A 26,070-nucleotide genomic window follows, 5' to 3' on the forward strand; every position below is an offset into this window, starting at 1 on the left:
CCTACTTCGCCGCCGCGATCTCGACCGTGCCGAAGGCGGTGCGGCCGTAGCGCTCGGGGCGGTACATGTCCTCGACGCTAGCGCCCGGGTGAACGTAGGTGCCGGGCGAGACGGCGCGCACCGTGTAGGCCACGGTGAAGAAGGCCGCTTGCTCCGGGATGCGGTCGTAGGCCGCCACGAAGCGGTCGTCGCGGAACTCCGTATGGATCGGGGCCACGTCGGTCTTGACGAAGCTGAGACCGTCGAGGGCGTCGGCGTCGAGGAGTTTCGGGTTGTCGATCTCGAGTCCGGCGGGCAGGCGGTCGACGAGGAGGAGGCGCGCGGCGCTGGCCTTGGCCTCCGTCACCTTCAGCACCACCACGAGACGGTCGTTCTGCCGGATCCCGCGGGCGGGATCGACGGCGCTGCCGTCGAGGCGGTGGTAGCTCCGCTCCACGGTGTAGCCGCGCGCCTCCGCGGGCTCGGGGGCGATGGGGTTGCCGGTGACGCCGAGGGCCACCTGCACCGGCGCCCGGCCGGTATTGACGAGGCTCACCGGCCGGGCCTCCAGGGCGGCGGCGCGGTAGCTGCGGGCGAGGGCGCCGGTCTGAGGGGCTCCGTCGAGGCTGAAGGACAGGCTCTCGGCCTCCTTGGTCAGGCCCTCCGCGGCGAGCACCATCCAGGCATTCTCCTGGGTGCTGGTGGTCCGCCCGGAGGCGCGCTCCTCGCCGAGCACAGCGGCCACCGGTGGCAGCGCCTCCTTGGCGAGCCCGGCCTCGGCCGCCACCGTGATCAGGGCGGCGCCATCGCGCAGGCGCGAGCCGTAATCGGCGCGGTAGGCCTGCCCGTCCCGCATCGCCTTCAGGGCGGCGAGGGCCGAGTCGAGGGCTTTCGCCGCCCGCCCGCGGTCGCCCAGCAGGGCCAGGGCGGCGGCGATCTGGGCCCGGCCGAGCGGCGTGGCGAAGGCGTCGAGCTTGGTGTCGGCGAGGTAGCGCAGGTCGCCCATCACGGGCCGTCCGTTGCGGGCCAGCACGTAGGCCGCGTAGGCGAGGTCGGCGCCGCCGTCGCGCACCTCGGTGGTGTTGGCCACCGCGTTGCGCAGCCGGTCGAGGGCTTGGTTGAAGGCGGTCTGGGCCACGGCGAAGCCGCGCTCGCGCGCCCGGGTCAGGAAGTCGGTGACGTAGGCGTCGAGCCAGAGGTCGTTCGAGCCCTGGGCCGACCACAGGCCGAAATCGCCGCTCGAATCCTGGCGCGACAGCACCCGGTCGATCGCCTCGCGCACCCGCTCGTCCACCTTGTCGTCGAGGGCGAGCCTGTCGAGGCTGGCGAGGTGGTTGACGTAGAGGAGCGGCATCGCCCGGCTGACGATCTGCTCCGAGCAGCCGTAGGGGTAGCGGTCGAGCGCCTGGAGCAGCGCCGCCACGTCGAGCCCCGGCAGCGCCGAGGCCGAGACCGAGACCGTGCCGGTCCCGGGCAGGATGTCGGCGAGCAGGTCCGGTGTCAGCTGCAGGCTGGCGCCGGGTTCCAGCGCCCGCACCGTGCGACGTACGAGGGAGCCGGTCCCCGGACCGACCGCGAGGTTGAAGCTCTGGCCGATGCCGGCGGGCAGGCCGGGCCCCGACAGGGTGAGGTCCAGGCGGGCGAGGCCCGGTCCCGCCGCGGTGAGCGGCAGGACGAGCTGGCCCTTGCCCCCGGCCTCCAGGCGCAGGGCGGCGTGGGCGGATTCCGCGCTCGCCAGGACCGGGCCGGCGAGGTCGAGATCGACCGTGTAGTCGCCCGCCGCGCCCTCGACGTTGTCGAGCGCCACGAAGATGCGCGAGCGGTCCCCCACGTTGAGGAAGCGCGGCAGCGTGCCGGTGAGCACCACGGGATCGCGGATGATCACGTCGGCCTGGGCCTGGCCCACGCGGGTGCCGGTCCAGGCGCTCACCATCACCCGACCGGTGCCGTTGAAGGCGGGGATCGGCAGGGTGACCTGGGCGGTGCCGTCCGGGCCGACCGCGACGACGCCCGAGTAGAGCGCCAGCGGCGCCTGGGTCGGCGGCGCGTCGGCGAGGTCGGCGCCCGCGGCGTCGCCGCCCGAGCGGATCGCCCCGGCCGTGCCCTGCATCCCGTCGATCAGGTATCCGTAGAGGTCGCGGATCTCGGGCCCGAGCGCCTTCTGGCCGAAGAAGAACCGCGTCGGGTTCGGCGCCTCGTAGCGGGTGAGGTTCAGGATGCCGACATCGACGAGGGCCACGGAGATGCGCGCCTCCTCGCCGGCCTTCATTCCGGCGAGCCGGATCGGCAGGGTGAGGTCCTGGCGCGGGCGCGCCCTCTGGGGCGCTTCCACCGTGACCGCAAGGTCGCGCGCGGCGCGGTCGACGGAGAACCACGCCAGCCCCAGCGCCCGGCCGGGCAGGCGCTTGGCCGCCTGGTCGAGGGGCCGGTAGGCGGTGGCGACGAGGTAGGCGCCCGCGCCCCACTCGGCCTTCACGGGGATCGCCACCGTGGCGCCGCCCGCCGGGACCGCGACGTCGAGCACGTCGTGGACGCGGTCGCTCACCACGGCGAGCGTCGCCCGCCCGGCGAATTTCGGCGTGAGCCGGGCCCGCAGGGTGTCGCCCGCGGCGTAGGCCGCCTTGTCGAGGCTCAGGTCGAGGAGGTCGGGCACGTCGGCCGTCTCCGAGCCGCTCCAGCCGACCTCGAAGGTGACGCTCGCGGTGGCCGAGGGCTGGCCCGGCACGCTCGCCTCCAGCCGGTACTTGCCGAAGCTCACCGCGGCGGAGATCCGGCCCGGCGCGTCGGGCTTGAGCGACAGGCTGCCGTCGGCGACGCGGCGCGTGCTCTTCACCGGCTCGAAGGACCAGCGCCCGTCCGAGCGGTACCATTGGTAGGTCTGCTCGACACGCGACAGGGTCCAGGCGACGGCATCCGCCGCGAGCCGGCGCCCGTCGGGGGCGGCCATCACCACGTCGAAGGTCGCGGGCGCCCCCTCGGGGAGGTCGGCGGCGAAGCCCTTGCGGATCGCCAGCACGGGTGCCTCCGGCAGGATCGGCAGGGTCAGGCTACGCGACAGGGCGCGGCCCCCCGGCTCGCCCACCGCCAGGGTGATCTTGGCCTCGAGCGGGCGCGGGCTCTGCGGCGCCTGCACCGGCACCGTCATCATGGCGGCGCCCTTCGAATCGGTGGTGCCGTGCGCCTCGATCTCCTGTGTCGTCGCCTCGACGCTCTCGTCGTCGAGCCCGACCGAGAAGCCCTCCAGGCCCTTGATGCCGCTGCCCGCGGCCGCCTGCACCACGACGCTGCCGGAGATGTCGAGCCCCGCGCCCGGCGCCCCGTAGAGGTAGCGCGCCGAGACCGCGATCTCGGCGGGCTCGTCCCGGCGCAGCGCGGGCTGGGCCGGCTTCAGCTCGACCTCGAGCCGCTCGGGGACGTAATCCTCGACGAGGAAGCTCGCCTCGCCGATCGCGGGCGCCTTCGGGTCCGTGAAGGCCGCGACCCGCCAGGTGCCGTGCATCGCGCCCGAGAGCAGGGGCAGCGAGAGGGCGCGCCCGCCGAGCCCCTGGTCGGCGACGGAGACGTGGCGGTACTCGACGCCGTCCGGCCGCTTCACCACCAGGGTGACGGGAAGGTTCGGCAGGGCCGCCCCGGCGGCGTCCCGGAGCAGCGCGGTGATCTGCACCGTCTCGCCCGAGCGGTAGACCCCGCGCTCGGGGAAGACGTAGGCCTCGACCGCGCCCGCCGCCGGACGTCCCTTCACGCCGCGGTCGGTCAGGTCGAAGGCCGAGAGATTGAGGTCGAGGAAGCCGTAATCGTCGCCGCTCTGGGCCACCACGAGGCCCGGCGCGATGCCGCCCTCGCCGCGGGCGAGGCCCGGGTCGAAGGCCGCGTAGCCGCGCGCGTCGGTCTTGCGGGTGGCCAGCACCTCGTTGTTGCGGGCGACCAGCCGGATCTCGGCGCCCGCGACCGCCTCGGCGCTGGCCAGCGAGCGCAGGAAGACATGCACGCCGTCGCGGCCCTTGAAGGCGGTGAGCCCGAGATCCGAGACCACGAACCACTGCGTCGCCTTCTGGGCGTAGTCGCCGTCGTCGGAGGCGGCGCCCGCGGGCTGGGCCTGCATGATGTAGATGCCGGGTTCCAGTTTGCCCACGGCCTGGAGCACCGGGAAGGCTGTGACGACCTCTTGGTTCAGCTCGGCCGGGGCGGCATCCAGGGTACCCTTCCAGACCCGCACGCCCTTCTGGTCGGCAATGGTCTGGGCGGTGCCGCCGCTGAGCTGGCTCAGGAAATCCTCCGAGCGCAGCGTCGGCAGCAGGCCGCGGTCGCCGACGCGCAGAACCTCCACGTCGAGCTTGCGCGCGTTGACCGAGAGCAGGGGCACGCCGGCCTGCCCGGTCCGGGGCAGGACGTAGTTGCGGCCGGTGAAGCGCACCTGGGGAGCGCGGTCGCGGACGTAGACCGCGTAGTCGGCCGACTTGAGCAGGGTCTCGCCGACCGAGGAGGGCAGGCCCTGGCGCAGCACGAAGCCGTACTGGCCGCCGTGCTTCAGCCCGTCGACGCAGACCTGGCTGCCCTCCGCGCTCACCGCGGCGTTGCTGGCGCCCGCCACCGCCACGAAGGGGGCGAAATCGGTCTTCGGCGCGAGGGTCTCGGAGAAGGTGAAGCAGACCCGCGGCGCGGCGGCGTCCGCATCGACCTTGTAGTCGAGGATGCGGAAGCCGTGCTCGGCACGGACCTCCTCGTAGCGTTCGCGCACGGGCGGGCGATCGTCCAGCGCGAGGCTCGCCCGGTAGGCTTCGAGGGCCGGGCGCCAGTTCGACTGGCGGGCCTGGGCCTCGCCTAGGAAGGCGAGCGCCCGCGCCTCGGCCTGGGATGAGGCGGCGCGCAGATAGGCCTGGTAGGCCGCGGCCAGCGCGGCCTGGCGGCGCCGATAGCGGTCGCTGTAGCTGCCGGCCTTGTCGTCGTTGCCCAGCGCGTCGGCGGCTTTGGCGTAGGCGAGCCAGCCCGCCGCGTCGGCGGGCTCCAGGCCGATCGCGGCGGCGAGGAGGGGCAGCGCCTCGGCTGCGCGGCCGGACTGGACCAGGGCCTCGCCGTCGCGCCGGCTCTGCGCGGCGTTGCGGCCGCCGGCCCGCGCCTCGTCCCGCAGGGCGCTCTCGAGCCGCACGCCCGCGCTCGCGAGGTCCTCGCGCACGAAGCCCTTCTTCGGTGCGGGCTTGGCGACCCGGGCGTCGGCCCGGATCTCGGGCGGCGCCTGCGCGATCGCGGGGGCTGGCGCGGCGAGCCCGCCGGTCAGCAGGGCCCCGAGCGAGACCGTCGCCCAGCGCGAGACCGCCCAGCGCAAGACCCTCGACGCACCCGCCATGACCCGCTCCGCGGCCTGTTCGCGCGCGCAGGGGATTCGACTGATTCCCGCGCGCGCCGCGGGCCGGACCGTACCACCTGCCGCGAGCGCCGCAATCGCCGCATCGGGATGGCCTTCGCCGGCCGGCCCGGATTGTCCGCGCCTCGCGGCACCGGGTCGCGCGGCCTCCCTCCGGCCCGAGGGGAGCCCCGCGCCGCCCAGGCCCTGGCCATCGGTCGCGGGGCCTGCCAGTGTCGCGGTCTCCCTCAACGACCGGGAATCGGACGCATGCCGCGCCCCATCGGGCTCCGCGCCGCTCAAGCCGCTGCCGTGGCCTTCCTGCTCGGCGCGGGGCCGGGCCTCGCGCAGCCGACCCAAGCTCCGAAGCCCGCGGCGGCACCCGATCCCGCCTTCGAGGCGATGCGGGCGCGGTTCGAGGCGCTGCCGGAGGCGGAGCGCAAGGGCCTACAGGACGCCCTGGTCTGGATCGGCGACTACAACAGCGTCGTCACCGGCAGCTTCGGGCGGCGCACCTTCGAGGCGCTGAACGCGGCCCAGGCCCAGGCCGGTGGCGATCCGCTCGCACCCGAGGGCCGAGCGGCGATCCTGCGGGCCGGGGAGGCGGGGCGCCGGGCTGTCCGCTTCGCGATCCGCCCCGATCCGGCGAGCGGCATCGTCATCGGGGTGCCCGATCAGCTCCTGCCCAAGCGCAGCGCGCTGCCGGGTCCGCTGCCCGCCGGCACCCGCTGGCAGAGCGCGGACGGCCGGGTCACCCTGGAGAGCCGCGCCTTCCCGCCGGGCGCCGCCACCCTCGACGCCCTGTTCGAGCGCGCCACGGCGCCGAACCCGGAGCGCCGGGTGACCTACAAGCTCAAGCGCCCGGATTTCCTCGTGGTCGCGGCCGAGACGCAGGCCGGGCGCTCCTACCTGCGCTACGCCGCCGGGCCGACGGGCGTGCGCGGCTTCACCCTCGGCTACGACAAGGCGCTGGCCGGCAGCCTCGACCGGATCGCGATCGCGGTGGCCAACAGCTTCGTGCCCTTCCCCGATGCGGTTCCGGTCGCGGCGGCCAGGGAGACCGCGAAGGAGATCGCGAAGGAGCCGACCAAGGAGGCCGGGACGGAGAAGGCGGCCGGGCGGGAGGCCGCCCGGATTCCCGCCGCGCCGCCGTCCGGAGGGAGCGCACCGACGATCCGCGGGGAGGCCGCGTCCGCGCCTGCGGGGACGGGTTTGGTGGTGGCGCCCGGGCGCGTGCTCACGGCCGCGTCCGTCGTCACCGGCTGCACGCCCCGCATCGGCGGTGCGCCCGGTCGCGTCGCGCGGAGCGATCCGGCCCGCGGGCTTGCACTGATCGAGGGGGCCGGCCTGCCCGCGCCCGTGCGGCTCGCGCTGCGGACGGAGCGGGCCGCGGACGGGCTGGTGGCCCTCTCGGCCGGGTCGGCGGGGGTGAGCGTCGCCTCCGGGGAAGTCGGGCCGGGCGGGCTGCTCGCCCCGCTCCAGCCGGGCGCGGCCGGAGCGCCGATCTTCGACAGGGCGGGCCGGCTCGCCGGCCTCGTCGCCCGCTATCCCGTCGCGCCGCGTCTGGTGGCCGGGATCGTGCCGCCGCTCAGCCTGGAACTCGTCTCCGGTGAGGCGCTGTCCGGCTTCCTGCGCGAGGCCGGGATCGAGACCGGCCCCGCCACGACGGCGGGCGGCACGCTCGGCGCCGTCGTCGGGGCGGTCCGCCCCGCCATCGTGGCGATCGCCTGCCTGCGTTGAGCCGGACCGCGCCTCGCGGATGCGGCTCTGTCGTGGCGTCCCCTCCCCATTGCGGGGAGGGGGACCGGCGCCTCGGTCGGGTGACCGGGGCAGCCGGCCCGTCGTCAGAGCCGCCCGGTCGCCAGCAGCACGATCAGGATGATGAGCAGGATGCCGCCGAGGCCGAAGCCGGGTCCGCGATAGGCGCCGCCGCCGAGGAAACCGCCGCCGCCGAACGCGAGAATGATCAGAATGATGAGGAGGATGGTAACGAGAGACATGCGGGTGGACTCCGGTCGGCGCACAGGGCGTGAGCTTGACGGTGAGAACGTCGCAGTCGTGGATTCCGTTCAACTGGTCCGGGTGATTGTTCGTGCTGGCTCGGCAGGATGGTGAATCAGGCGCGCCAGTCGGGGAGCGGCGCCTCCGCAGCGCCGAGCCAGTCGGGTCCGGGCAGGCCGCGCTCGGCCAGGAAGGCCGGGTTGAACAGCTTCGAGGCGTAGCGCGCCGCCCCGTCGCACAGGATGGTCGCCACGGTGTGGCCGGGGCCGAGGCGCCGGGCGAGCCGGACCGCCCCGGCCACGTTGATCCCCGAGGAGCCGCCCAGCGAGAGGCCCTCCTCGCGCATCAGCCCGAACACGATCCCGAGCGCCTCCGCATCGGGGATGCGATAGGCGTCGTCCGGCGTGAAGCCCGCGAGGTTGGCGGTGATCCGGCCCTGGCCGATGCCCTCGGTGATCGAGGAGCCCTCCGCCCTGAGGGTGCCGGTGGTGTAGTAGGCGAACAGCGCCGAGCCCTCGGGATCGGCCAGCGCGATCTTCACGGCGGGGTTGCGGGCGCGCAGGGCCTCGGCCGTGCCGGCCAGCGTGCCGCCGGTTCCGGCCGCGCAGACGAAGCCGTCGATCCGGCCCTCGGTGGCCGCGAAGATCTCCGGTCCGGTCTGTTCGGCATGGGCGCGCCGGTTGGCGACGTTGTCGAACTGGTCGGCGAAGAAGGCGCCCGCCGGCTCGCTGGCAGCCAGCCGCTCGGCCAGCCGGCGCGCCACGTGGACGTAGTTGTTGGGGTTGGCGAAGGGCACGGCCGGCACTTCGACCAGCCGGGCGCCCGCGAGCCGCAAGGTCTGCTTCTTCTCCTCCGACTGGGTCTCCGGGATGACGATCACGGTGCGGTAGCCGCGCACCGCCGCGACGAGGGCGAGGCCGATGCCGGTATTGCCGGCGGTACCCTCCACGATGGTGCCGCCCGGCCGGATCAGACCCCGCGCCTCGGCGTCCGTGACGATCGAGAGCGCAGCCCGGTCCTTCACCGACAAGCCCGGATTGAGGAACTCGGCCTTGCCGAGGATCGTGCAGCCCGTCTCCTTGGAGGCGCGGCGGAGCCGGATCAGGGGGGTGTTTCCGATGGCGGCGAGGACGTCGGGGCTGGCTGTGGCGCGGGCGCGCGTCATGCGGGGCTGCTCCAGTCGGCGCCGGGGCCGGGGGACGGCGCGTCGCCCGCCCGTCTTACCGCATCGGCGCGGCGTTGGCAGGCCGGTTTCGGTTCGCCCGCCGCCCGCGCCGGTCGTGCTCGCCCGCCCGGCTCACCCGTTCGGCTTGGCCGGCTCGTCCCCGCTGCTGTCGGTGGTGCAGGAGACGGCCTGGACCGCGGCATTGGCGGCCGGACGCTGGCTCGGAAGGCCGGCCACCACCCGCACCACCACGAAGCCCTGCTTGTCGGGCGCGACGATGCGCACGTCCCGGCTCGGCTCGTTCTCGTCGTCGTTGGCGAGCGCCTCGTCGTACTGGGCCCGGGTGAGGATGACGAGTTCGAGCGCGCCGCGCACGGCGGCCTGATCGGTCACGGCGTAGAAGGCGCCGCGCCGCCCGTGGGCCGCGAGCGAGAGCATCTGCGGGCCGGTGCGGGCGGAGACGCGCATCGGCCCGTCGCCGAGATCGTAGGCGCAGACGCCCACCGCCACCGCCGGGTCGGGGATCGGCAGCCAGGCTTCGGGCGGCGACGGGTTCTCGCCGGTGGCGAGGGTGTAGATCGGCTGGGGATGGTCGAGGCTCTCGCTCGAGCGCGCCCGCGAGAGCGCGTCCGAATCCGACAGCCGCGGGATCGCCAATACGGTGGCGATGTGGACGAGCGCCGCGAGCGTCAGGCCGCAGAGGGTGGCGTAGGTAAAGCGCAGGCTCACGGGCGGCACCGCAGGCGGGTGATCGACGGGACGGAATCCCGGTCGAGGGAGCCGGCGCTGGCCGCCACCGGCGTGTCGTAGAGCCGGATCGCGAGGCGCAGGGGCCCGGAGGCGCGCGGGCTCGGCAGCCAGTTGCCGGGCTCGACCTCGGGCGAGAGGGCGATCACGAAGCGACCGTCGGCCTCGCGCAGGATCTCCGTCGAGGTGAAGCCCTCGCGCAGGGCCGGCCGGCCGGGCTCGGGGGCGCCGCGGCCCGCCACCGTCAGCGTCCAGGCCCGCGCCGGTGGCGTCGCGCCGGCGACGGCGTAGCTGCAGGCCGCGTCGAGCGCCTGGCCGGCATCGTCGCTGGCCGCGGTCATCAGCAATCCCTCGCCGACCGCGAGGGGGATCTCGCCCCGCCGCGCGTTGACCGCCCGGGTATAGGGATCGGCCGCGGTCGAGCCGGCGCGCGGCCAGATCGTCCAGGCGCCGACGGCGACGCCGCCGAAAGGATAGCCGCCCCGGGTCGCCCAGTCGGCGCTGACGAGGCCGAGGCCACCGCCGAGCGCGAGGGCGTAGAGGGCGAGCCCCGCTGTCGAGCTGCGCCGCCAGAAACCGCCGACGATGCCGCTCCCCAGGTTCCGGCCCCGCGCTGCCGCGCCGGACGGCCGCTCCTCCGCGGTCCGGTCGGCGTCACGGGCCTCCGCCACGGCGGGCCTCACGGTGTCCCGATGCGGCCGCCGAGGGCGCGGCCGCCCTCCGCGAGCGCCTGGGGGGCGCTGCCGGATTCGCGCGCGCCGGTCCTGGTCGGGGCCGGGCGGGTCTCGATGGTTCGGAACAGGCCGTTCACGCCGCTGATCACCTCGAAGGAGCGGCGCGAGAGCTTGCCGTAGGTGCTCGCCGCCGGGTTCGTCGGCGCGGCGGGGCCGGCCACCTGCGCATTCGCCGGCGCCGGGGATTTCAGGCCGGGCAGCGGTTTCAGCTCGATGCCCTGGTGGGCGGGTTCCATCACGTCGTGCCAAGTCTGGGCCGGAAGCGAGCCGCCGGTCATCTTGTTGGTCGAGCTGTGGTCGTCGTTGCCGTACCAGACCGCCCCGACATAGTTGCCGGTGTAGCCCACGAACCACGCGTCGCGGTAGGCGTTCGTGGTCCCGGACTTGCCCGCCACCTTGGTGCCCTCGAGCTGCGCGCGCCGGCCCGTGCCCTCCTCGACCACCTTGTTCAGCATGTAGTTCATGTCGGCGACGACCTGGGTCGAGAGCACCTGCTCGGGCTTCTCGTCGGCGTGCCGGTAGATCACCTCGCCCGACGAGTTCTTCACCTCCATCGCCGCGTAGGGCTTGGCCCGCTTGCCGCCGTTGGCGAAGACCGCGTAGCCCGCGGCCTGATCGATCACCGTGACCTCGGCGGAGCCGATGGGCAGCGAGACCGAATCGACCAGCGGCGTGGTGATGCCCATGCGGTGGGCGACCTCGATGATCTTGGCCCGCCCGGCCTTCGCCGCCCTCGCGTCGTGGTTGATGCCCATCGCCTTGCCGAGCGCGATCGAGACCTTGATCGGGATGGTGTTGATGGATTTGGCCACCGCGAGCCACATCGGCTGCCGGCCCGAATAGGAGCGGCCGTAATTCTGCGGGCACCAATTGCCGATGCAGACCGGCGAATCGACGACGGGGGTGTCCGGCCGGAACAGCCCCGAGTTCAGGGCGGCGGCGTAGACGTAGGGCTTGAACGACGAGCCCGGCTGGCGCAGCGCGTCGGTGGCGCGGTTGAACTGGCTCTCGCCGTAATCGGCACCGCCGACCATGGCGCGCAGCGCCCCGTCCGGGTCGAGGATGACCATGGCGGCCTCGTCGACGTCGTAGGCGTCGCCGGACTTGCGCAGGACGTTGGCCACCACCTCGTCGGCCCGCTTCTGGATCGCGATGTCGAGAGGCGTCTTCACCGTCAGCACGCGGTCGTTGCGGAGCTTGCCCGCATCCGCCATCGCCTTGATCTCGCCGAAGGCCCAGTCGAGGTAGTAGTCGGCGGTGATGTCGCGGGTGCGGGTCACCGGGGTCGCGGGGTTGCGCAGGGCGGTCTGGATCTGGCCCTCGGTGACGAAGCCCGCCTCCACCATGTTGTGCAGCACGTCCACCGCGCGGGCGCGCGCCGCGGGCAGGTTCACGTGGGGCGCGTACTTCGTCGGCGCCTTGAACAGGCCGGCCAGCATCGCGGCCTCGGCGAGGCTGATGTCCTTGAGCGGCTTGCCGAAATAATAGTCCGCCGCCGCCACCGCCCCGAAGGTGCCGCCGCCCATGTAGGCGCGGTCGAGGTAGAGTTTGAGAATCTCGTTCTTCGTCAGATGGCTCTCGAGCCACAGGGCGAGAAAGGCCTCGTTCACCTTCCGCTCGAGGGAGCGCTCGTTGGTGAGGAACAGGTTCTTGGCGAGCTGCTGGGTGATCGAGGAGCCGCCCTGGGTGTTGCCGCCCCCGCGCGAGTTGTTCACGAGCGCCCGCAGCGTCCCGATCGGGTCGATGCCCCAATGCTCGTAGAAGCGCCGGTCCTCCGTCGAGACCAGCGCCTTGATCATGATGTCGGGAAACTCGTCGAGCTTGAGCGAGTCGTCGTGCTTGATGCCGCGCCGCCCGACCTCGACGCCGTAGCGGTCGAGGAAGGTGACCGCGAGATCCTGCTGCTTCAGCCAGTTCTCGCTCGTCAGATTGAAGGCGGGCTGGGCCAGCGCCAGCATCAGCACGGCCCCGCCGGTGCCGAGGGTGACGCCCTCGCTGGTGAGGTCGAGGACCACGCGCTTCCAGCCCCTGACGGAGAAGCGGTTCATCCGCTGCTGGAAGCGCTCGTAGACCTCGCCCGTCGAGCGTCCGCTGTCGTAGAGGCCCGCATTCACCCAGGCGTCGAAGGCCAGGGCGGCGTGCTGGAGGCGGGTCCGGATCGCGGAGAGTTTCGGCAGACGCACGACGGCTGATCCGGCTTCTCGGGCACCAGGAGGAGGGGTCGGGAGCCGACCGGACTTGACGGATCCTGCCTTACCAAGCCTCGCGCCCGTCCGCGAGGCCCGACATCGGCGCGGAGCGTCCGGGCGATGCGACTGATCGCCGGACGGACCCGCTGATGCAACGCGCGAGGCCGGCCCGGGAGCCGGGATCGCGCATCAATCTTCGGTTAACCTTAGCCCGTCGAATGGGGCGGCGCGGTGGCGGAGCCCGGATGCGGCGCGGCCGCGCTTGCCTGCGGAGCCACCTTGCGGCAGAGGGTGCGGGTCCATCCCCGTTCCCGAGAGGCGTTCCCGATGGGAGCCCCGAAAGCCCCGCGCCGCCCCGGCGCGGCCGGCCAGCCGTCCCGCATCCCCGCCGAGCCGTTCTGGCGGACCAAGGCCCTCGAGGCGATGACGCCCGAGGAATGGGAGAGCCTGTGCGACGGCTGCGGGCGCTGCTGCCTCCTCAAGCTGGAGGACGAGGATACGGGCGAGGTCCACCACACCGATGTCGGCTGCACCCTGCTCGACGGCCTGGGCTGCCGCTGCCGCGACTATGCCCACCGCCAGACGCGGGTGCCCGACTGCGTGCGCCTGACGCCCGAGGCGGTGCGCAGCATTCCGTGGCTGCCGCCGACCTGCGCCTACCGGCTGGTCCGCGACGGCGAGCCGCTGTTCGACTGGCACCCCCTGGTCTCGGGCCGCCCCGGCAGCGTGCACGAGGCCGGCATCTCGGTGCGCGGCCGCCTCGCCGGCAACGAGGAGGAGTTCACCGAGGACGAATTGCCGGACCGCATCGTCGCCTGGCCGGGCCTCCTGCCGGACGCCGAGTAGCGGCCGGGGATCGGCGGACGCGGCACCCGCAGGACCGTCACCGGCGTGTCACGCGGCGCGGCTAACCCCGGGGCACAGCTCCGAACCGGTAAGACGCCATGTCCGACGCCGCACTCGCCCCACCCGGTCCCGCGGCGGAGGCCCCGGCGCGACGGCCGGGCCCGACGCTCGACCGGGGGATGCACCCGGGGGGCGTGATCGCCTTCCTGCTCGTTCTGGTGGCGGGCCTCGGCTACGCGGTCGTGAGCCTGGTCGCCGACATGAACGCCGTGCACCAGGAGCCCCTGGCTGTCGGGGCCTTCGTGCTCCTCGGCCTGGCGCTCCTGATCGCCCTCGGCTTCGAGTTCGTGAACGGCTTCCACGACACGGCCAACGCCGTGGCCACCGTGATCTACACCCACTCGATGCCGCCCCACGTGGCGGTGATCTGGTCGGGCGCCTTCAACTTCCTGGGCGTGATGCTGTCCTCGGGCGCCGTCGCCTACGCCATCGTCACGCTGCTGCCCGTCGAATTGATCCTTCAGGTCGGCTCCGGCGCCGGCTACGCGATGATCTTCGCGCTCCTCATCGCCGCCATCGTGTGGAATCTCGGCACCTGGGCCTTCGGCCTGCCGAACTCCTCCTCGCACGCCCTGATCGGCTCGGTGCTCGGGGTCGGCCTCGCCAACCAGCTCATGGGCGGCCAGGACGGCACCTCCGGCGTCGACTGGAACCAGGCGATCGGCGTGTTTAAGGCGCTGGCCTTCAGCCCGATCTGCGGCTTCGTGCTCGCCGCGCTGCTGCTTCTCGTCCTCAAGGTCGCGGTGCGCCGCAAGGATCTCTACGAGGCCCCGAAAGGCGACGCGCCGCCGCCGCTCTGGATCCGCGGCCTGCTGATCCTGACCTGCACGCTGGTCTCGTTCTTCCACGGCGGCAACGACGGCCAGAAGGGCATGGGCCTGATCATGCTCATCCTGATCGGCGCCGCGCCGACCGCCTACGCGCTCGACCGCACCATGAACGCTGACGCCACCCCGGCCTTCGTTCAGACCTCGCAGGCCGCCAGTGCCGTGTTCGCAGGCCACGCCGGCGGTGACCAACGTCCCGATGCCGCCCAGGCCCGCAAGAGGGTCGCCGACGCCTTGAAGGCGAAGGAGCTCAACAAGCCGGAGGTGTTCGGAGCGCTCGCCGCGCTGTCGACCGACATCGCGACGTCCGTGAAGAGCTACGGCTCGCTCCAGCAGGTGCCGGCGGGGGCGACCTCGAACGTGCGCAACGACATGTATCTCGCCGCCGACGCGATCCGGCTGCTGCCCAAGACCGGCGCGGCCCTCTCGGAGGCGGAGACGAAGACCCTCAAGAGCTATACCGAGCTGCTCAACGCGGGGACCCGCTACATCCCCGCCTGGGTGAAGGTCTGCGTCGCGCTGGCGCTCGGCCTCGGCACCATGGTGGGCTGGAAGCGCATCGTCGTCACGGTGGGGGAGAAGATCGGCAAGACCCACCTGACCTACGCGCAGGGCGCCTCGGCCGAGATCGTCGCCGCCGGCACGATCGGGCTGGCCGAACTCTACGGCCTGCCGGTCTCGACCACCCACATCCTCTCGTCGGGCGTGGCCGGCACGATGGCGGCCAACGGCTCCGGCCTCCAGGCCGCCACCGTGCGCAACATGGCGCTGGCCTGGCTCCTCACGCTGCCCGCCGCGATCCTGATCGCCGGGACGCTGTTCTTCCTGCTGCGCCACGTGTTCTGAGCGGCGGCCGGGTCTTCTCGGGCCGGCGCCGCATCCCGAGGCCCGCATCCGGGTTCCGGCGTCCCGGTCCAAGGGCGCGCGGCGCACGGCTTGCACGGACGGTCCGGTGCCCCGATGGTCCCGCCCGCGGTCGGCTTCGCGGGCCGTGGCCACAGGAGCGCCCCCGGACGTGCCCTACACCCACCGCGCGCCGCGCATCTTCGAGACCGCGGAAGGGGCCCGCCTCGCCGCCGCGCGCACCGATCCCGGCTGGCGCCGCTGGGGGCCCTACCTCAGCGACCGACAATGGGGCACGGTGCGCGAGGATTACAGCGCCGACGGCGAGGCCTGGACCTACCTGCCGCACGACCACGCCCGCTCCCGCGCCTATCGCTGGGGCGAGGACGGCATCGGCGGATTCGCCGACCGCGACCTCAACTGGTGCCTCTCGCTCGCCCTCTGGAACGGGCGCGACCCGATCCTGAAGGAGCGCCTGTTCGGCCTGACCAATGCCGAGGGCAACCACGGCGAGGACGTCAAGGAACTCTACTACTACGTCGACGGCCTGCCGACGCACGCCTACATGCGGATGCTCTACAAGTACCCGCACGCGGCCTATCCCTACGCCGAGCTCGTCGCCGAGAACGCCCGCCGCGGCCTCGATGACCCGGAATACGAACTCCTCGAGACCGGCGTGTTCGACGAGGGCCGCTACTGCGATGTGGCGATCGAGTACGCCAAGGCCGGGCCGGACGATCTGCTGATGCGCGTCACCGCGACCAACCGCGGGCCCGAGCCGGCGGAGCTGGCGCTGCTGCCGCAGATCTTCGCGCGCAACATCTGGTCCTGGGACGCGGAGGTGCCGCGCCCGGTACTGCGCCGCGAGCAAGACGGCACGGTCTCGGCCGCGCATCCGCGGATGCCGCCGATGCGCCTCCACGCCGAGGGGACGCCCGAGTGGCTGTTCTGCGACAACGACACCGACACGGAGCGCCTCTTCGGCGTGCCGCATCGGGGCTACGCCAAGGACGGCATCGGCCGGCACGTCGTCGCGGGCGAGGCCGGCGCGGTGAACCCCGCGGGAACCGGCACGAAATGCGCGGCGCTCCACCGCCTCGTGCTCGCGCCGGGTGCGGCCCGCACCGTCCGGCTGCGCTTCCGCCCGGACGGGCCCCCGGACGACCCGTTCGGCGATTTCGAGGCGACCTTTGCCGAACGGATCGCCGAGACCGACGCGTTCTACGCCGCCCTTCAGGCCGACGTCGCCGATCCCGACGAGCGGCTGGTGCAGCGCCAAGCGCTCGCCGGCATGCTCTGGTCGAAGCAGCTCTACCATTACGACGTGCGCGAATGGCTCGACGGCGATCCGGCCCAGCCGCCCCCGCCGGAGGCGCGCAAGGCCGGCCGCAACGCCGATTGGCGACACGTCCGGGCCAACGACATCGTCTCGATGCCCGATGCCTGGGAATACCCCTGGTTCGCCTCCTGGGACCTCGCGCTCCAGAGCATCGTCTTCGCGATGATCGATCCGGATTTCGCCAAGGGGCAGATGCTCCTCCTCCTCGACGAGTCCTACACGCACCCGAACGCCGCGCTGCCGGCCTACGAATGGGGCTTCTCCGACGCCAACCCGCCGCTCCACGCCTTCGCGGCCTGGCGGGTCTTCGTCCTCGACCGGGCGCTCACCGGCGTGCCCGATCACGAGTTCCTGCTGCGGGTCTTCGCCAAGCTGACCCTCAACTTCACCTGGTGGGTGAACCGCAAGGACGCCGCCGGCCGCAACCTGTTCCAGGGCGGCTTCCTCGGCCTCGACAATATCGGCCTGTTCGACCGCTCGAAGCCCCTGCCGGGCGGCGCCCTGACCCAGTCCGACGCCACCGCCTGGATGGCGATGAACGCCCTCGAGCTGATGCGCATCGCCGTCGAGCTGGCGCTCAAGGACCGCGCCTACGAGGACATGGCGCGCAAGTTCTTCGAGCATTTCCTGCTGATCGCCGACGCGGCGGCCCGCGCCGGCGGGCTCTGGGACGAGGACGACCAGTTCTTCTACGACGTGATCGAGACCGAATCGGGGGAGCGCGTGCCGATCCGGACGCGCACCCTGGTGGGCCTGATCCCGATCTGTGCGGTGGCGATCCTGCGCGAGATCGACACCCGCAGCCTGCCGGGGCTGCAGGAGCGGCTGCGCTTCTTCCTGGAGAGCCGGCCGGACCTCGCCGCCCTGGTGTCGCGCTGGCAGGAGCCGGGGCAGGGGGGCACGCTGCTGCTCTCGCTTCTGCGCGGGCACCGCCTGAAGGCGCTGCTGCGCCGGATGCTCGATCCGGCCGAGTTCCTGTCCGAGCACGGCGTCCGCGGCGTCTCCCGGGTCTACGCGGAGACGCCCTTCCGCTTCCGCTGGAACGGCGAGGAGCTGAGCCTGCCCTACGAGCCGGGCGAGTCGCGCACGCGGCTGTTCGGGGGCAACTCGAATTGGCGCGGCCCGGTCTGGATGCCGATCAACTACCTGCTGATCGATGGCCTGCGCCGGTTCCACCGCTATTACGGCGCGGATTTCACGGTCGAAGCACCGACGGGCTCGGGCCGCTTCCTGTCGCTGCAGGAGATCGCCGACCTGCTGTCGCGGCGCCTGATCGGCCTCTCGACCCGCGGGGCGGACGGACGGCGCCCCGTCTACGGCACGAGCCGCCTGGAGCAGGAGGATCCGCATTTCCGCGACCTCGTGCTGCTCTACGAATATTACCACGGCGATACTGGCCGCGGCGTCGGCGCCGCGCACCAGACGGGCTGGTCCGGCCTCGTCGCCCTGCTCATCCAGCAATGCGCGCTCGGACCCATCCACGATCTCGTCCCGGTGACGCCGACGGCGTCATCCGGTCCGTGAGCGCAGCGTTCGCCACGACGGCCACCGCCCCGGTGCTGGCCGCTCCCGCAGGGCCGGGGGCCTGCAGGGCGCCTCCAGAGCCGCACCGAGCCTGCGCGCGTCGATCGGCCCGTCCGTCGCGGCGACGACCTCGAGGATGCGGGAGATGTCGTCGGCGACCTCGGCCCGCGCCGGATCCTCGGCCCACGCGCAATCCCTGGACACCGACCGCATGACGGACGCGATCCGGCGCAAGTATGAGCCGTCCCGGCTCCGCGATACGAGCATGAGGTTGTGCGTCCAGGCCGGCGCGAAAGCAGTATTCCGCGAGGTCTTGATGCCAGGACGGCGGCTCTCCAGGCAACGCCCGTGATTGCGTAGCGCCGGATCGATGGCGGGCGCAGGTTCCGGCCGCGGCGCCCGCATGCCTCCGCCCTTGCCGAAGCCCTGACCGCAGCGCGATCGCGCTCGCTGACGATCGCGCCATACAGCGCCGAAGCGGAAGCCGCTCCGGCGACCAAAGTCCGAGCGGGCGGCGCGCCGGCCTAGGGGATGTCGAGGATCTTGTGGGTCTGGAGCGAGAGGCGCCAGCGGGCATCCGCCCGGCAATAGGCCACGGCGGCGCGGCAATTGGCGGACTGCTCGGCCCCGTCCATCGGCTGCAGGAACCGGTGGCCGAAATCGAGATCGGCGAGGCTCTCGGGATCGAGGCCGGCCTGGGGGAAGACGAGCTTGAGCTCGTGACCGCTGCGCTGGACCAGCGCGTTGCCGGCCTTCGGGCTGACGCAGATCCAGTCGATGCCCGCGGGCGCGGCCAGAGTTCCGTTGGTCTCGACCGCCACCGCGAAGCCCCGCGCATGCACGGCCGCGATCAGGGCCTCGTCGAGCTGGAGCAGCGGCTCGCCCCCGGTGAAGACCACGTAGCGGCCGTGCGGCCCGCCCTCCCAGGTCCGGTCGATCGCCGCCGCCAGAACCTCCGCGTCGGGGAAGCGCCCGCCGCCGGCCCCGTCCATCCCCACGAAGTCGGTGTCGCAGAAGCGGCAGGCGGCCCCCGCCCGGTCCTCCTCGCGGCCCGACCAGAGGTTGCAGCCGCTGAAGCGACAGAACACCGCCGCGCGGCCCGCCTGAGCGCCCTCGCCCTGCAGCGTGTGAAAGAGTTCCTTGACCGCGTACGCCATCTACCCGTCCTCGAGGCCGGCCTCGGCCTCGGTGTCCGCCAGATAAGGGTGCTCGCGGGCGGGCGCCAGCGCGCGGCCGCCATGCTCTCGCCACGGTGGCCGCGTTGAACGGGTTCCGGGGTGCAGAACCGATCGACCGGGCTCGCCGGATCGCGCACGCCGTTCTGGAGCCTGACCGAAGCGGGCAGGACGGAACGGTGCCGCGCCCGGTGCCGCCACGGCGTTTCCTCTCGAGATCAGGCCGGATGTCGAACCGAATTCTGAGGCGCCTCACGGGTGCGGTCGTGGCCCTCGCCGCAATCCTCGGGGCGGGGGCGGCCGCCGCCATCACCGCGCCGATCCTCGTGGTGGACGTGGATTCCGGCAAGGTGATCTACGCCCAGGCCGCCACCGACCCGTGGTACCCCGCCTCGATCACCAAGCTGATGACCACCTACGTCGCCCTCGACCTCGTGCGGCAGGGCAAGGTCTCCCTCGATTCGCTGATCACCATCTCGCCCGCCGCCGCCGCCGAGCCGCCCTCGAAGATGGGCTTCCGGCCGGGCACGCAGCTCACCCTCGACAACGCCCTGAAGATCATCATGGTGAAGTCGGCCAACGACATCGCCTGGGCGATCGGCGAGAATCTCGGCGGCACCGTCGAGGGCTTCGCCGACCTGATGAACGAGACGGCCCGGCGCATCGGCATGCGCGAGAGTCGCTGGACCAATCCGAACGGCCTTCCCGACGCCCGCCAATGGACCTCGGCCCGCGACATGGCGGTGCTCGCCCGCGCCCTGATGCGGGACTTCCCCGAATCGCGCGACCTGTTCTCGATCTCGGCGATCCAGTTCGGGCGCTCCGTCATGGCCAACCACAACGGCCTGCTCGGGCGCTACCCGGGCGCGGACGGGATGAAGACCGGCTTCATCTGCTCGGGCGGCTTCAACGTGGTGGCGAGCGCGACCCGGAACGGGCGCCGCATCATCACGGTGGTGATGGGCCAGGCGACGCCGCGCGAGCGCGACCTCAAGGCCGCCGACCTGTTCGACTACGCCTTCGGGCAATCCACCGGCTGGACCAGCCAGAGCCTCGACGCCCTGCCGCCCTCCGCCGCCTCGGAGCCGCCGGACATGCGCCCCTACATCTGCGAGAAGCGCAAGACGCCGCCGATCGAGGAGGGGCCGGGCGCGATCGCGGCGGGCAACGACAACGCCGTCGCGCAGTTCATGGGGACGACGGCCGCCTCCTCGCCGGCCGCCGCGATCGCGGCCTTCAGCAGCGCGGCCCTGCGCAACCGGACCCTGCCGCCCCGGGCCCCCCTCCAGCCCATCGCGGTCTGGATCGGCCGCAATCCGGCCGAGGGCGAGACGATGCTGGCCGCCCAGGAGAGCGCCGCGAAGACCGCCGCCGCCGAGGCCCGCGCCGCCAAGCTCGAAGCCCTCAAGGTGCGGCGCGAGGCGGCCAAGGAAGCGGCACGCCAAGCCCGGGAGGCCCGCGCGGCGAAGGCCGCGGAGGCGCGGGCGTCCGAGCCCAAACCCGCCGGCAAGCCCGCTGCGGTCGCCGAGAAGCCGGGGCAGCGCAAACCCCAATCCGGTGTCCCGGCCAGCGCGACGGCCTACACCTCGGTCGAGGCCCCGGTCATATCGGCCGCGAAAGGCAAGCCCCGGTCGGCGAGAAAGCCGGCGGCGCAGCAGCAGACGAAGACGGCCGGGAAGCCGGCCAAGCCCGCGGCGCAGGCCAAGCCCGCCGCGAAGCAGGCCAGGGCCGCCGCCCAGAAGCCCAAGGCCGACGCCGCGGAGTAGGGCACTTCTCCCCTTCGCCTCGGCCCCGCGCGGCCTCTCGGCGATCCGCCGGGGCCCCGGCCCTGGCAGGCCGGATGCATAGGACTAGCTTCCATCGATCGGATCGGGAGCGGGCGGGGACGGGATGGCGGTCGGGGTCGGGAACGCGCTGCTGCGCACGAAATCGCTGGAGCGGCTCAACGCCGACGCGGAATCCGGGGAGCACACCCTCCAGCGTACGCTGGGACCCTGGAGCCTGATCGGCCTCGGCATCGGCGCCGTGATCGGCGCCGGCCTGTTCTCGCTCACCGGCATCGCGGCGGCCGAGCATGCGGGGCCGGCGGTGGTGATCTCCTTCGCCATCGCGGCGATCGGCTGTGCCTTCGCGGGCATGTGCTACAGCGAGCTCGCGGGCATGATCCCGGTGGCCGGCTCGGCCTATACCTACGCCTATGCCACGATGGGCGAGCTCGTCGCCTGGATCATCGGCTGGGACCTCGTGCTCGAATACGCGGTCGGCGCCGCCACCGTCTCGGTGAGCTGGTCGCAATACGTCACCCGCTTCCTGCACCAGCTCGGGGTCGACCTGCCGGCCCAGCTCGTCCACTCGCCCTTCGAGACCTACAAGCTCGCCGACGGCAGCATGGGGCACGGCCTCGTCAACCTGCCGGCCATCGTCATCATCGTGGCGGCCTCGGCCCTGCTGATGGTGGGCATCCGCGAGTCGGCCAAGGTCAACGCCGTCATCGTGATGGTGAAGCTCGCCGTGGTGGCGGTGGTGATCGGGCTCGGCGCCTTCTACGTGAAGAGCCAGAACTACGTGCCCTTCATCCCCGAGAACACCGGCACCTTCGGCGAGTACGGCTGGAGCGGCATCATGCGGGCGGCCGGCGTGGTGTTCTTCGCCTATATCGGCTTCGACGCGGTCTCGACGGCGGCGCAGGAGGCCAAGAATCCCCAGCGCAACATGATGATCGGCATCCTCGGATCGCTCGCGATCTGCACCGTCATCTACATCCTGTTCGCGGGGGTGCTCACGGGCCTCGTCCACTACGACGCCATGAAGGGCGACGGCGCGCCGGTGAACACCGCGATCGGCCAGACCCCGTTCCCCTGGCTGAAATCCTTGGTGACCTTGGGCGTGATCGCGGGCTTCTCGACCGTGATCCTGGTGCTGCTGCTCGGCCAGAGCCGGGTGTTCTACACCATGTCCCAGGACCGGCTCTTGCCGGGCCTGTTCTCGCGAGTGCATCCGACATGGAAGACGCCCTACCGCTCGAACCTGTTCTTCATGGTGTTCACCGGTGCGCTCGGCGGCTTCCTGCCGATCACCCAGCTCGGCCACATGACGAGCATCGGCACGCTGCTGGCCTTCGTGCTGGTCTGCCTCGGGGTGATCATCCTGCGCCGGACCCAGCCCGATGCGCCGCGGGCCTACCGCGCGCCGCTGGTGCCCCTGGTGCCGATCCTCGGCATTCTCACCTGCATGGCCATGATGGTGTCGCTCGACGGCGAGACCTGGCTGCGCCTCGTGATCTGGCTCGCCATCGGCATGGCGATCTACTTCGGTTGGAGCCGCCGGCACAGCCGGATCGGGCGCGAGGAGGCGGGCCGCAGCGTCGGGTCCTGAGACCGGGCCGGACCGCCGCGTCCCCAGAAGGGGTCAGGCGGTCCGCGCCACCACGCGCGGTCGCGGCAGACTGAGGGCGCCGACTTCGACGAGGCTGCGCTCGCGGGCGATGAAGGCGGTAGGCATCTCGGCCTGCATCTCGGCCTCGACCTTGCGGAGCATGGCGTCGGTATGGGCCGGGTGCAGGTGGATCACCGCGAGCGCCTTGACGCCGGCAGCCTCGGCCAGCGCGACGCCCTTCTGCCAGGTCGAGTGGCCCCAGCCGCGGCAGGTCGGGTACTCGCAATCGGTGAACATCCCGTCATAGACGAGGAGGTCGGCGCCCGCGACGAAGTCCTTCAGCTCCGGGCTCGGCCACGGATCGGTGTGCTCGATGTCGCTGATCACGCAGAGCCGCTTGCCCGCATGGTCGAACCGGTAGCCGACCGAGCCCTGCGGGTGGTTGAGGAGCAGGGTATCGACCCGGCTGCCATCCGCGAAGGTCAGGGTCTCGCCCGCCCGGAAGCCGTGATGGCGCATCTGGCAGGGCAGGATGTCGAGGGTCACCGGGAAGAGCGGCGGGCTGAAGATCCGGCCGAGGCTCTCCTCCGCCGAGGCGCCGTCGAGATTGCCGCAATAGGTGTTGATCACCCGCTCCGCATCGAACACCGCCGGCTTGAAGAAGGGCAGGCCCCCGGTGTGGTCGAGATGGAGATGGCTGAACAGCAGGTCGATCTCCTTGGGGAGATCGCACCGGTGGTGCTGGCCGCAATTGAACAGGCCGGACCCGGCATCGATCAGGAACAGCCGCTCCCCGCACCGGACCTCGAGGCAGGGCGTGCTGCCGCCGAACTCGGCGTAGTCGGGGCCGGAGACCGGCGTTGAGCCACGGACGCCCCAGAAGCGCAGCGTGAGGCCGCCGTCCGGGCTAGGACTGTTCGACATGATCATCACGGGTCGGTGTTCAGGCATGGATCCCGGTCGTTCCTCGATCAGGACGCCTTCGTCGGGCGAACGTCAACGCACGCCCGCCCGGCGACGAGCGAACATGCGTGCCGTATCGCTCTGAGACGATCCGTAACGTGGGGGTGATGCACCGCGCGCGATGTGCGCGCACGCACATGTCCGGGCCGACGGCGGAGGGCGGAGCGAGGCAGCAGGGCGTCCCGGCGGGACGATCGGTCGGGGGCGGAGAAGCCCATCTCAGAGATCCGCGGCCACCGCGAGGGGGCCGGGCGCCCGCCCGGCGACCGGATCGGGGAGGCCGGCAGCGCTGGCCGGGCCGTGCTCCTGGCCGGACAGCGCGGCGGCGACGAGGCGCGGCAGGCCGTCGGCGTAGCGGCGCGGCGCCTCGAACCGGTCCGGCGCCCGGGCGTAGGCGGGCACGAAGCCGGCGCCGCGCCGGTCGGCCAGCGGGCTGCCGAACCCGATCCAGGCGGCCCAGACCGCCTCGGGGATCGGCGCCGGCCGGCGCCGGCCCGGGATGAGAATCACCTCCTGGCCGGCATAGGCCAGCGCCTCGGGCCGGCTGACGTCGCCGACCGGGACGCCCTTGCCGATCAGGGCGGCCCAGAAGGCGTTCTGGCCGCCATCCGCGTAGGTGGTGCGGATCGCCGGCGCGCCCTCCTCGACGAGGGCGGCGATGCGGGCGTCCTCGGCGGCCCGGCGCGCGGCCACGGCCGCCTCCTTGGCCGGATCCTTCGTCGGCGCGAACACGTAGCGCCCGCCCGCGACGCCGACCTGCAGCTCGTCGCCGGTGGCCTCGAAGCGGTCCGATCCCTCCTTCAGCTCGCGCCAGAAGGCGTAGTTCGGGTCCGTCCTGTGGCGGGCGAGGTTCTCGGGCGTCATCCGGAACGGGTAGGACTGGAACTGGAAGGCCGCCTGCCCGCCGTTCAGGGCGTCGCGGGCGATGGCGTAGATCTCGCCGACCATCCGGTCCGTCATGGCGAAGCAGCCCATCGACGAGCAGATGCCGTGCACCATCACCGCCGAGCCGGTGCCGCCATGCGCACGGTCGTAGGCGTTGGGGTAGCCCACGTCGAAGGACAGGTAATAGTGGGAGTTCGGGTTCATCTGGCGCTTGGGCACCGTGTAGAACCCCTCCGGCGTCTGGCGGTCGCCGGTCTTGCGCTTGGGGCCGAGCTGGCCGGACCAGCGGCAGATCGGGAAGGTCTTGATATGGACGAAGCGGCCGCCGGCGCCCTTCTTCCAGACCTCGATCTCGGATTCCTTCTTATAGGCCCGGAACAGGACCGGGCTCGCCGCGGTCGCGCCCTTGGCCGCCATCAGGGCCAGGGTGGCCGGCGGTATCGGCGCCTCGGCCTTGGCGTTCTGCGCCCGGGCCGGCGCGATCCAGGCCGGCGCGGCGCAGACGAGCAGCGCTGCCAGGGCGGCGGCGGGCGGCGTCGGACGGGAGGCGTGAGGCATGCGGGGCCCGAAGGGGGTCGGCCGCGACGGCGGTCGCGGTGCCGGCGCGGCGTCGGGCGGGCACGGGTCAGGAGTCTCGGCTGGCAATGCGGCGGCGGTGAGGCCCGCGCGCGACACCCGGTCTGGATTCGGCGCCGCATCCCGGCTGGCGTGTTGTCCGCTGCAGCGGATGCCGGCTCGGCGCGTGAATGCCCGTCCGACACGCGGCTCTAGCGCGCGGGTCTGGCGGCCCCGGCGCGCTGGCTGGCCTGCATCTGGCGGGCGGCGTCGGCGGCGCTCGGCGGCAATCCCGAATCGGCCGCCGGACCGGTGACGGCGGGGCCCGGGCTCGCCGCGGTCGCGCTGCGGTCCCGCCCGGTGGCGTAGCCAGCGTTCACGCCGGCGTAGAAGCCGGTGAAATCCTCCGCGGCGGCGGGAGCCGTCGAGAGGGCGAGCAGGAGGAGCGCGGACGGCAGGCGCATGCGGGACTCGCGGGCCACAACGAAAACGGCGGCCCGGAAAGCCGGACCGCCGCGGGATGTCGGATCAGGATCGCGGCGGAAACGAGGCCGCGATCCGTGTGGGGTGCCCGTGGTCCGGCGCGGCGCGGGCGCCGCCCCGGTCTCCGGGCGCCGTCGCTCAATCCTCGACGGTGATGCTCTGGGCCTCGCGGCCCTTCTGGCCCTCGACCACGCCGAGGGTGACCTGCTGGCCCTCGGCCAGGGAGTCGAGGCCCGCGCGGGACAGGGCGGAGCGGTGCACGAACACGTCCTTGCCGCCGTCGTTGACGGAGACGAAGCCGAAGCCCTTGGCAGGGTCGTACCACTTCACGGTGCCGGTCATCTCGGTGGACGGGCCGGACGCGAAACGGCCGCCGCCACCACCGCCGCCGCCGAAGCGGTCGCCGCCGTAGCCGCCACCGCCGCCGCCGCCGAAGCCGCCGCGATCGCCGAAGCCGCCACGATCACCGAAGCCGCCGGTGCGGGGCGGGCGCATCTCGCGGCGCGGGGCGGGGGCCTCGGCCGTGGAGGTGTCGACGCTGGTGACGTTGGTGACCTGCGGGCCCTTCTGGCCCTGCGCGGTCTGGACCGTGAGCCGGGTGCCCGGCATGAGGTCGGTGTGGCCCGCGGCCTCGACGGCGCGGATGTGGAGGAAGGCGTCGCCCGAGCCGTCGCCGAGCTCGACGAAGCCGAAGCCCTTCTCCTTGTTGAACCACTTCACCGTGGCGTCGCGCTCCGGGCCCGTCGGGGCTGCCGCCGCGCGTGCCGGGCCACGGTCGAACCCACCGCCGCCACCGCCGTATCCGCCGCCGCCGCTACCGTAGCCACCGCCACCGTAACCGCCGCTCGGGGGTGCCTGATCCGGCCATCTCGGCTCGGCACCGTCATCGAAGCCGCGCTTCTGCGGCCCCCTGAAATCACGACCACGTCCCATCGAAAGCTCGCAAAAACCGTCCGCCGCCCACGTCTCAATTACCGCGTGTGTGCCAGCCCTGATAGCCCACACCCCGCACGATCATCACTCCCGGTCGTGGTAACCA

At 72.8% G+C, this 26,070-nt stretch carries 17 protein-coding genes; 6 read left to right on the plus strand and 11 right to left on the minus strand.

Annotation, left to right across the window (positions count from 1 at the left end):
• Nucleotide 1: 1 nt before the first annotated feature.
• Nucleotides 2-5,323, minus strand: a complete 5,322-nt coding sequence (locus tag ACS5RC_RS00595) for an alpha-2-macroglobulin family protein (protein WP_478341884.1) — start codon at nucleotides 5,321-5,323, stop codon at nucleotides 2-4.
• A gap of 267 nt (nucleotides 5,324-5,590) precedes the next feature.
• On the opposite strand from ACS5RC_RS00595, the gene ACS5RC_RS00600 reads away from it, so the two are divergent.
• On the plus strand, nucleotides 5,591-7,060 hold the full coding sequence (locus ACS5RC_RS00600) for a S1 family peptidase (protein WP_478341885.1): 1,470 nt from the start codon (nucleotides 5,591-5,593) through the stop codon (nucleotides 7,058-7,060).
• Nucleotides 7,061-7,164: 104 nt separating this feature from the next.
• Here the strand turns inward: ACS5RC_RS00600 and ACS5RC_RS00605 are convergent, their stop codons facing one another.
• The 5 genes from ACS5RC_RS00605 to ACS5RC_RS00625 all read right to left on the minus strand — a co-directional run bounded on the left by ACS5RC_RS00605 (nucleotide 7,165) and on the right by ACS5RC_RS00625 (nucleotide 12,150).
• Nucleotides 7,165-7,320: a DUF3309 domain-containing protein gene (locus tag ACS5RC_RS00605; protein ID WP_109950448.1), complete on the minus strand. Its 156-nt coding sequence runs from the start codon at nucleotides 7,318-7,320 to the stop codon at nucleotides 7,165-7,167.
• Nucleotides 7,321-7,436: 116 nt separating this feature from the next.
• Nucleotides 7,437-8,486 carry a cysteine synthase A gene (locus ACS5RC_RS00610; protein ID WP_478341886.1) on the minus strand — a complete coding sequence of 350 codons (1,050 nt, stop codon included), beginning with the start codon at nucleotides 8,484-8,486 and terminating at the stop codon, nucleotides 7,437-7,439.
• Between the two features lie 132 nt (nucleotides 8,487-8,618).
• Nucleotides 8,619-9,215 (minus strand): DUF1254 domain-containing protein, encoded by a 597-nt coding sequence (locus ACS5RC_RS00615; RefSeq protein WP_478341887.1) that lies wholly within the window; start codon nucleotides 9,213-9,215, stop codon nucleotides 8,619-8,621.
• Nucleotides 9,212-9,904, minus strand: a complete 693-nt coding sequence (locus ACS5RC_RS00620) for a DUF1214 domain-containing protein (protein ID WP_478341888.1) — start codon at nucleotides 9,902-9,904, stop codon at nucleotides 9,212-9,214. The genes ACS5RC_RS00615 and ACS5RC_RS00620 overlap by 4 nt, the downstream gene beginning before the upstream one ends.
• An 8-nt stretch (nucleotides 9,905-9,912) precedes the next feature.
• On the minus strand, nucleotides 9,913-12,150 hold the full coding sequence (locus ACS5RC_RS00625) for a transglycosylase domain-containing protein (RefSeq protein ID WP_478341889.1): 2,238 nt from the start codon (nucleotides 12,148-12,150) through the stop codon (nucleotides 9,913-9,915).
• A gap of 333 nt (nucleotides 12,151-12,483) precedes the next feature.
• Between ACS5RC_RS00625 and ACS5RC_RS00630 the strand changes: the two genes are divergently transcribed.
• The 3 genes from ACS5RC_RS00630 (at nucleotide 12,484) to ACS5RC_RS00640 (ending at nucleotide 17,595) form a co-directional block, all read left to right on the plus strand.
• A complete protein-coding gene (locus ACS5RC_RS00630) occupies nucleotides 12,484-13,002 on the plus strand; it encodes a YcgN family cysteine cluster protein (RefSeq protein ID WP_478341890.1) in 519 nt (172 codons plus the stop codon).
• Between the two features lie 98 nt (nucleotides 13,003-13,100).
• Complete coding sequence (locus ACS5RC_RS00635) at nucleotides 13,101-14,735, plus strand: inorganic phosphate transporter (RefSeq protein WP_478341891.1); 1,635 nt, start codon at nucleotides 13,101-13,103, stop codon at nucleotides 14,733-14,735.
• A gap of 169 nt (nucleotides 14,736-14,904) precedes the next feature.
• Nucleotides 14,905-17,595 (plus strand): MGH1-like glycoside hydrolase domain-containing protein, encoded by a 2,691-nt coding sequence (locus ACS5RC_RS00640; RefSeq protein WP_478341892.1) that lies wholly within the window; start codon nucleotides 14,905-14,907, stop codon nucleotides 17,593-17,595.
• 524 nt (nucleotides 17,596-18,119) lie between these two features.
• Here ACS5RC_RS00640 and queE read toward each other — a convergent pair.
• Nucleotides 18,120-18,752: a 7-carboxy-7-deazaguanine synthase gene (queE, locus tag ACS5RC_RS00645; protein WP_478341893.1), complete on the minus strand. Its 633-nt coding sequence runs from the start codon at nucleotides 18,750-18,752 to the stop codon at nucleotides 18,120-18,122.
• Nucleotides 18,753-18,997: 245 nt separating this feature from the next.
• Between queE and ACS5RC_RS00650 the strand changes: the two genes are divergently transcribed.
• Together ACS5RC_RS00650 and ACS5RC_RS00655 are read left to right on the plus strand one after the other, a co-directional pair.
• Nucleotides 18,998-20,536 carry a D-alanyl-D-alanine carboxypeptidase family protein gene (locus tag ACS5RC_RS00650; protein ID WP_478341894.1) on the plus strand — a complete coding sequence of 513 codons (1,539 nt, stop codon included), beginning with the start codon at nucleotides 18,998-19,000 and terminating at the stop codon, nucleotides 20,534-20,536.
• Nucleotides 20,537-20,660: 124 nt separating this feature from the next.
• Nucleotides 20,661-22,145 (plus strand): amino acid permease, encoded by a 1,485-nt coding sequence (locus tag ACS5RC_RS00655; RefSeq protein WP_478341895.1) that lies wholly within the window; start codon nucleotides 20,661-20,663, stop codon nucleotides 22,143-22,145.
• 33 nt (nucleotides 22,146-22,178) lie between these two features.
• Here the strand turns inward: ACS5RC_RS00655 and ACS5RC_RS00660 are convergent, their stop codons facing one another.
• The 4 genes from ACS5RC_RS00660 to ACS5RC_RS00675 form a co-directional block, all read right to left on the minus strand.
• Entirely contained in the window at nucleotides 22,179-23,069 is an 891-nt protein-coding gene (locus ACS5RC_RS00660; protein WP_478341896.1) for an MBL fold metallo-hydrolase, read from the minus strand.
• A 258-nt stretch (nucleotides 23,070-23,327) separates the two neighbouring features.
• Entirely contained in the window at nucleotides 23,328-24,551 is a 1,224-nt protein-coding gene (locus ACS5RC_RS00665; protein ID WP_478341897.1) for a L,D-transpeptidase family protein, read from the minus strand.
• A gap of 209 nt (nucleotides 24,552-24,760) precedes the next feature.
• Nucleotides 24,761-25,012, minus strand: coding sequence for a hypothetical protein (locus ACS5RC_RS00670; RefSeq protein WP_478341898.1), 252 nt, complete (start codon nucleotides 25,010-25,012; stop codon nucleotides 24,761-24,763).
• 157 nt (nucleotides 25,013-25,169) lie between these two features.
• Nucleotides 25,170-25,964 (minus strand): cold-shock protein, encoded by a 795-nt coding sequence (locus ACS5RC_RS00675; protein ID WP_478341899.1) that lies wholly within the window; start codon nucleotides 25,962-25,964, stop codon nucleotides 25,170-25,172.
• Between the last annotated feature and the right edge of the window lie 106 nt (nucleotides 25,965-26,070).

It is taken from the genome of Methylobacterium sp. HJ2, assembly GCF_056431005.1.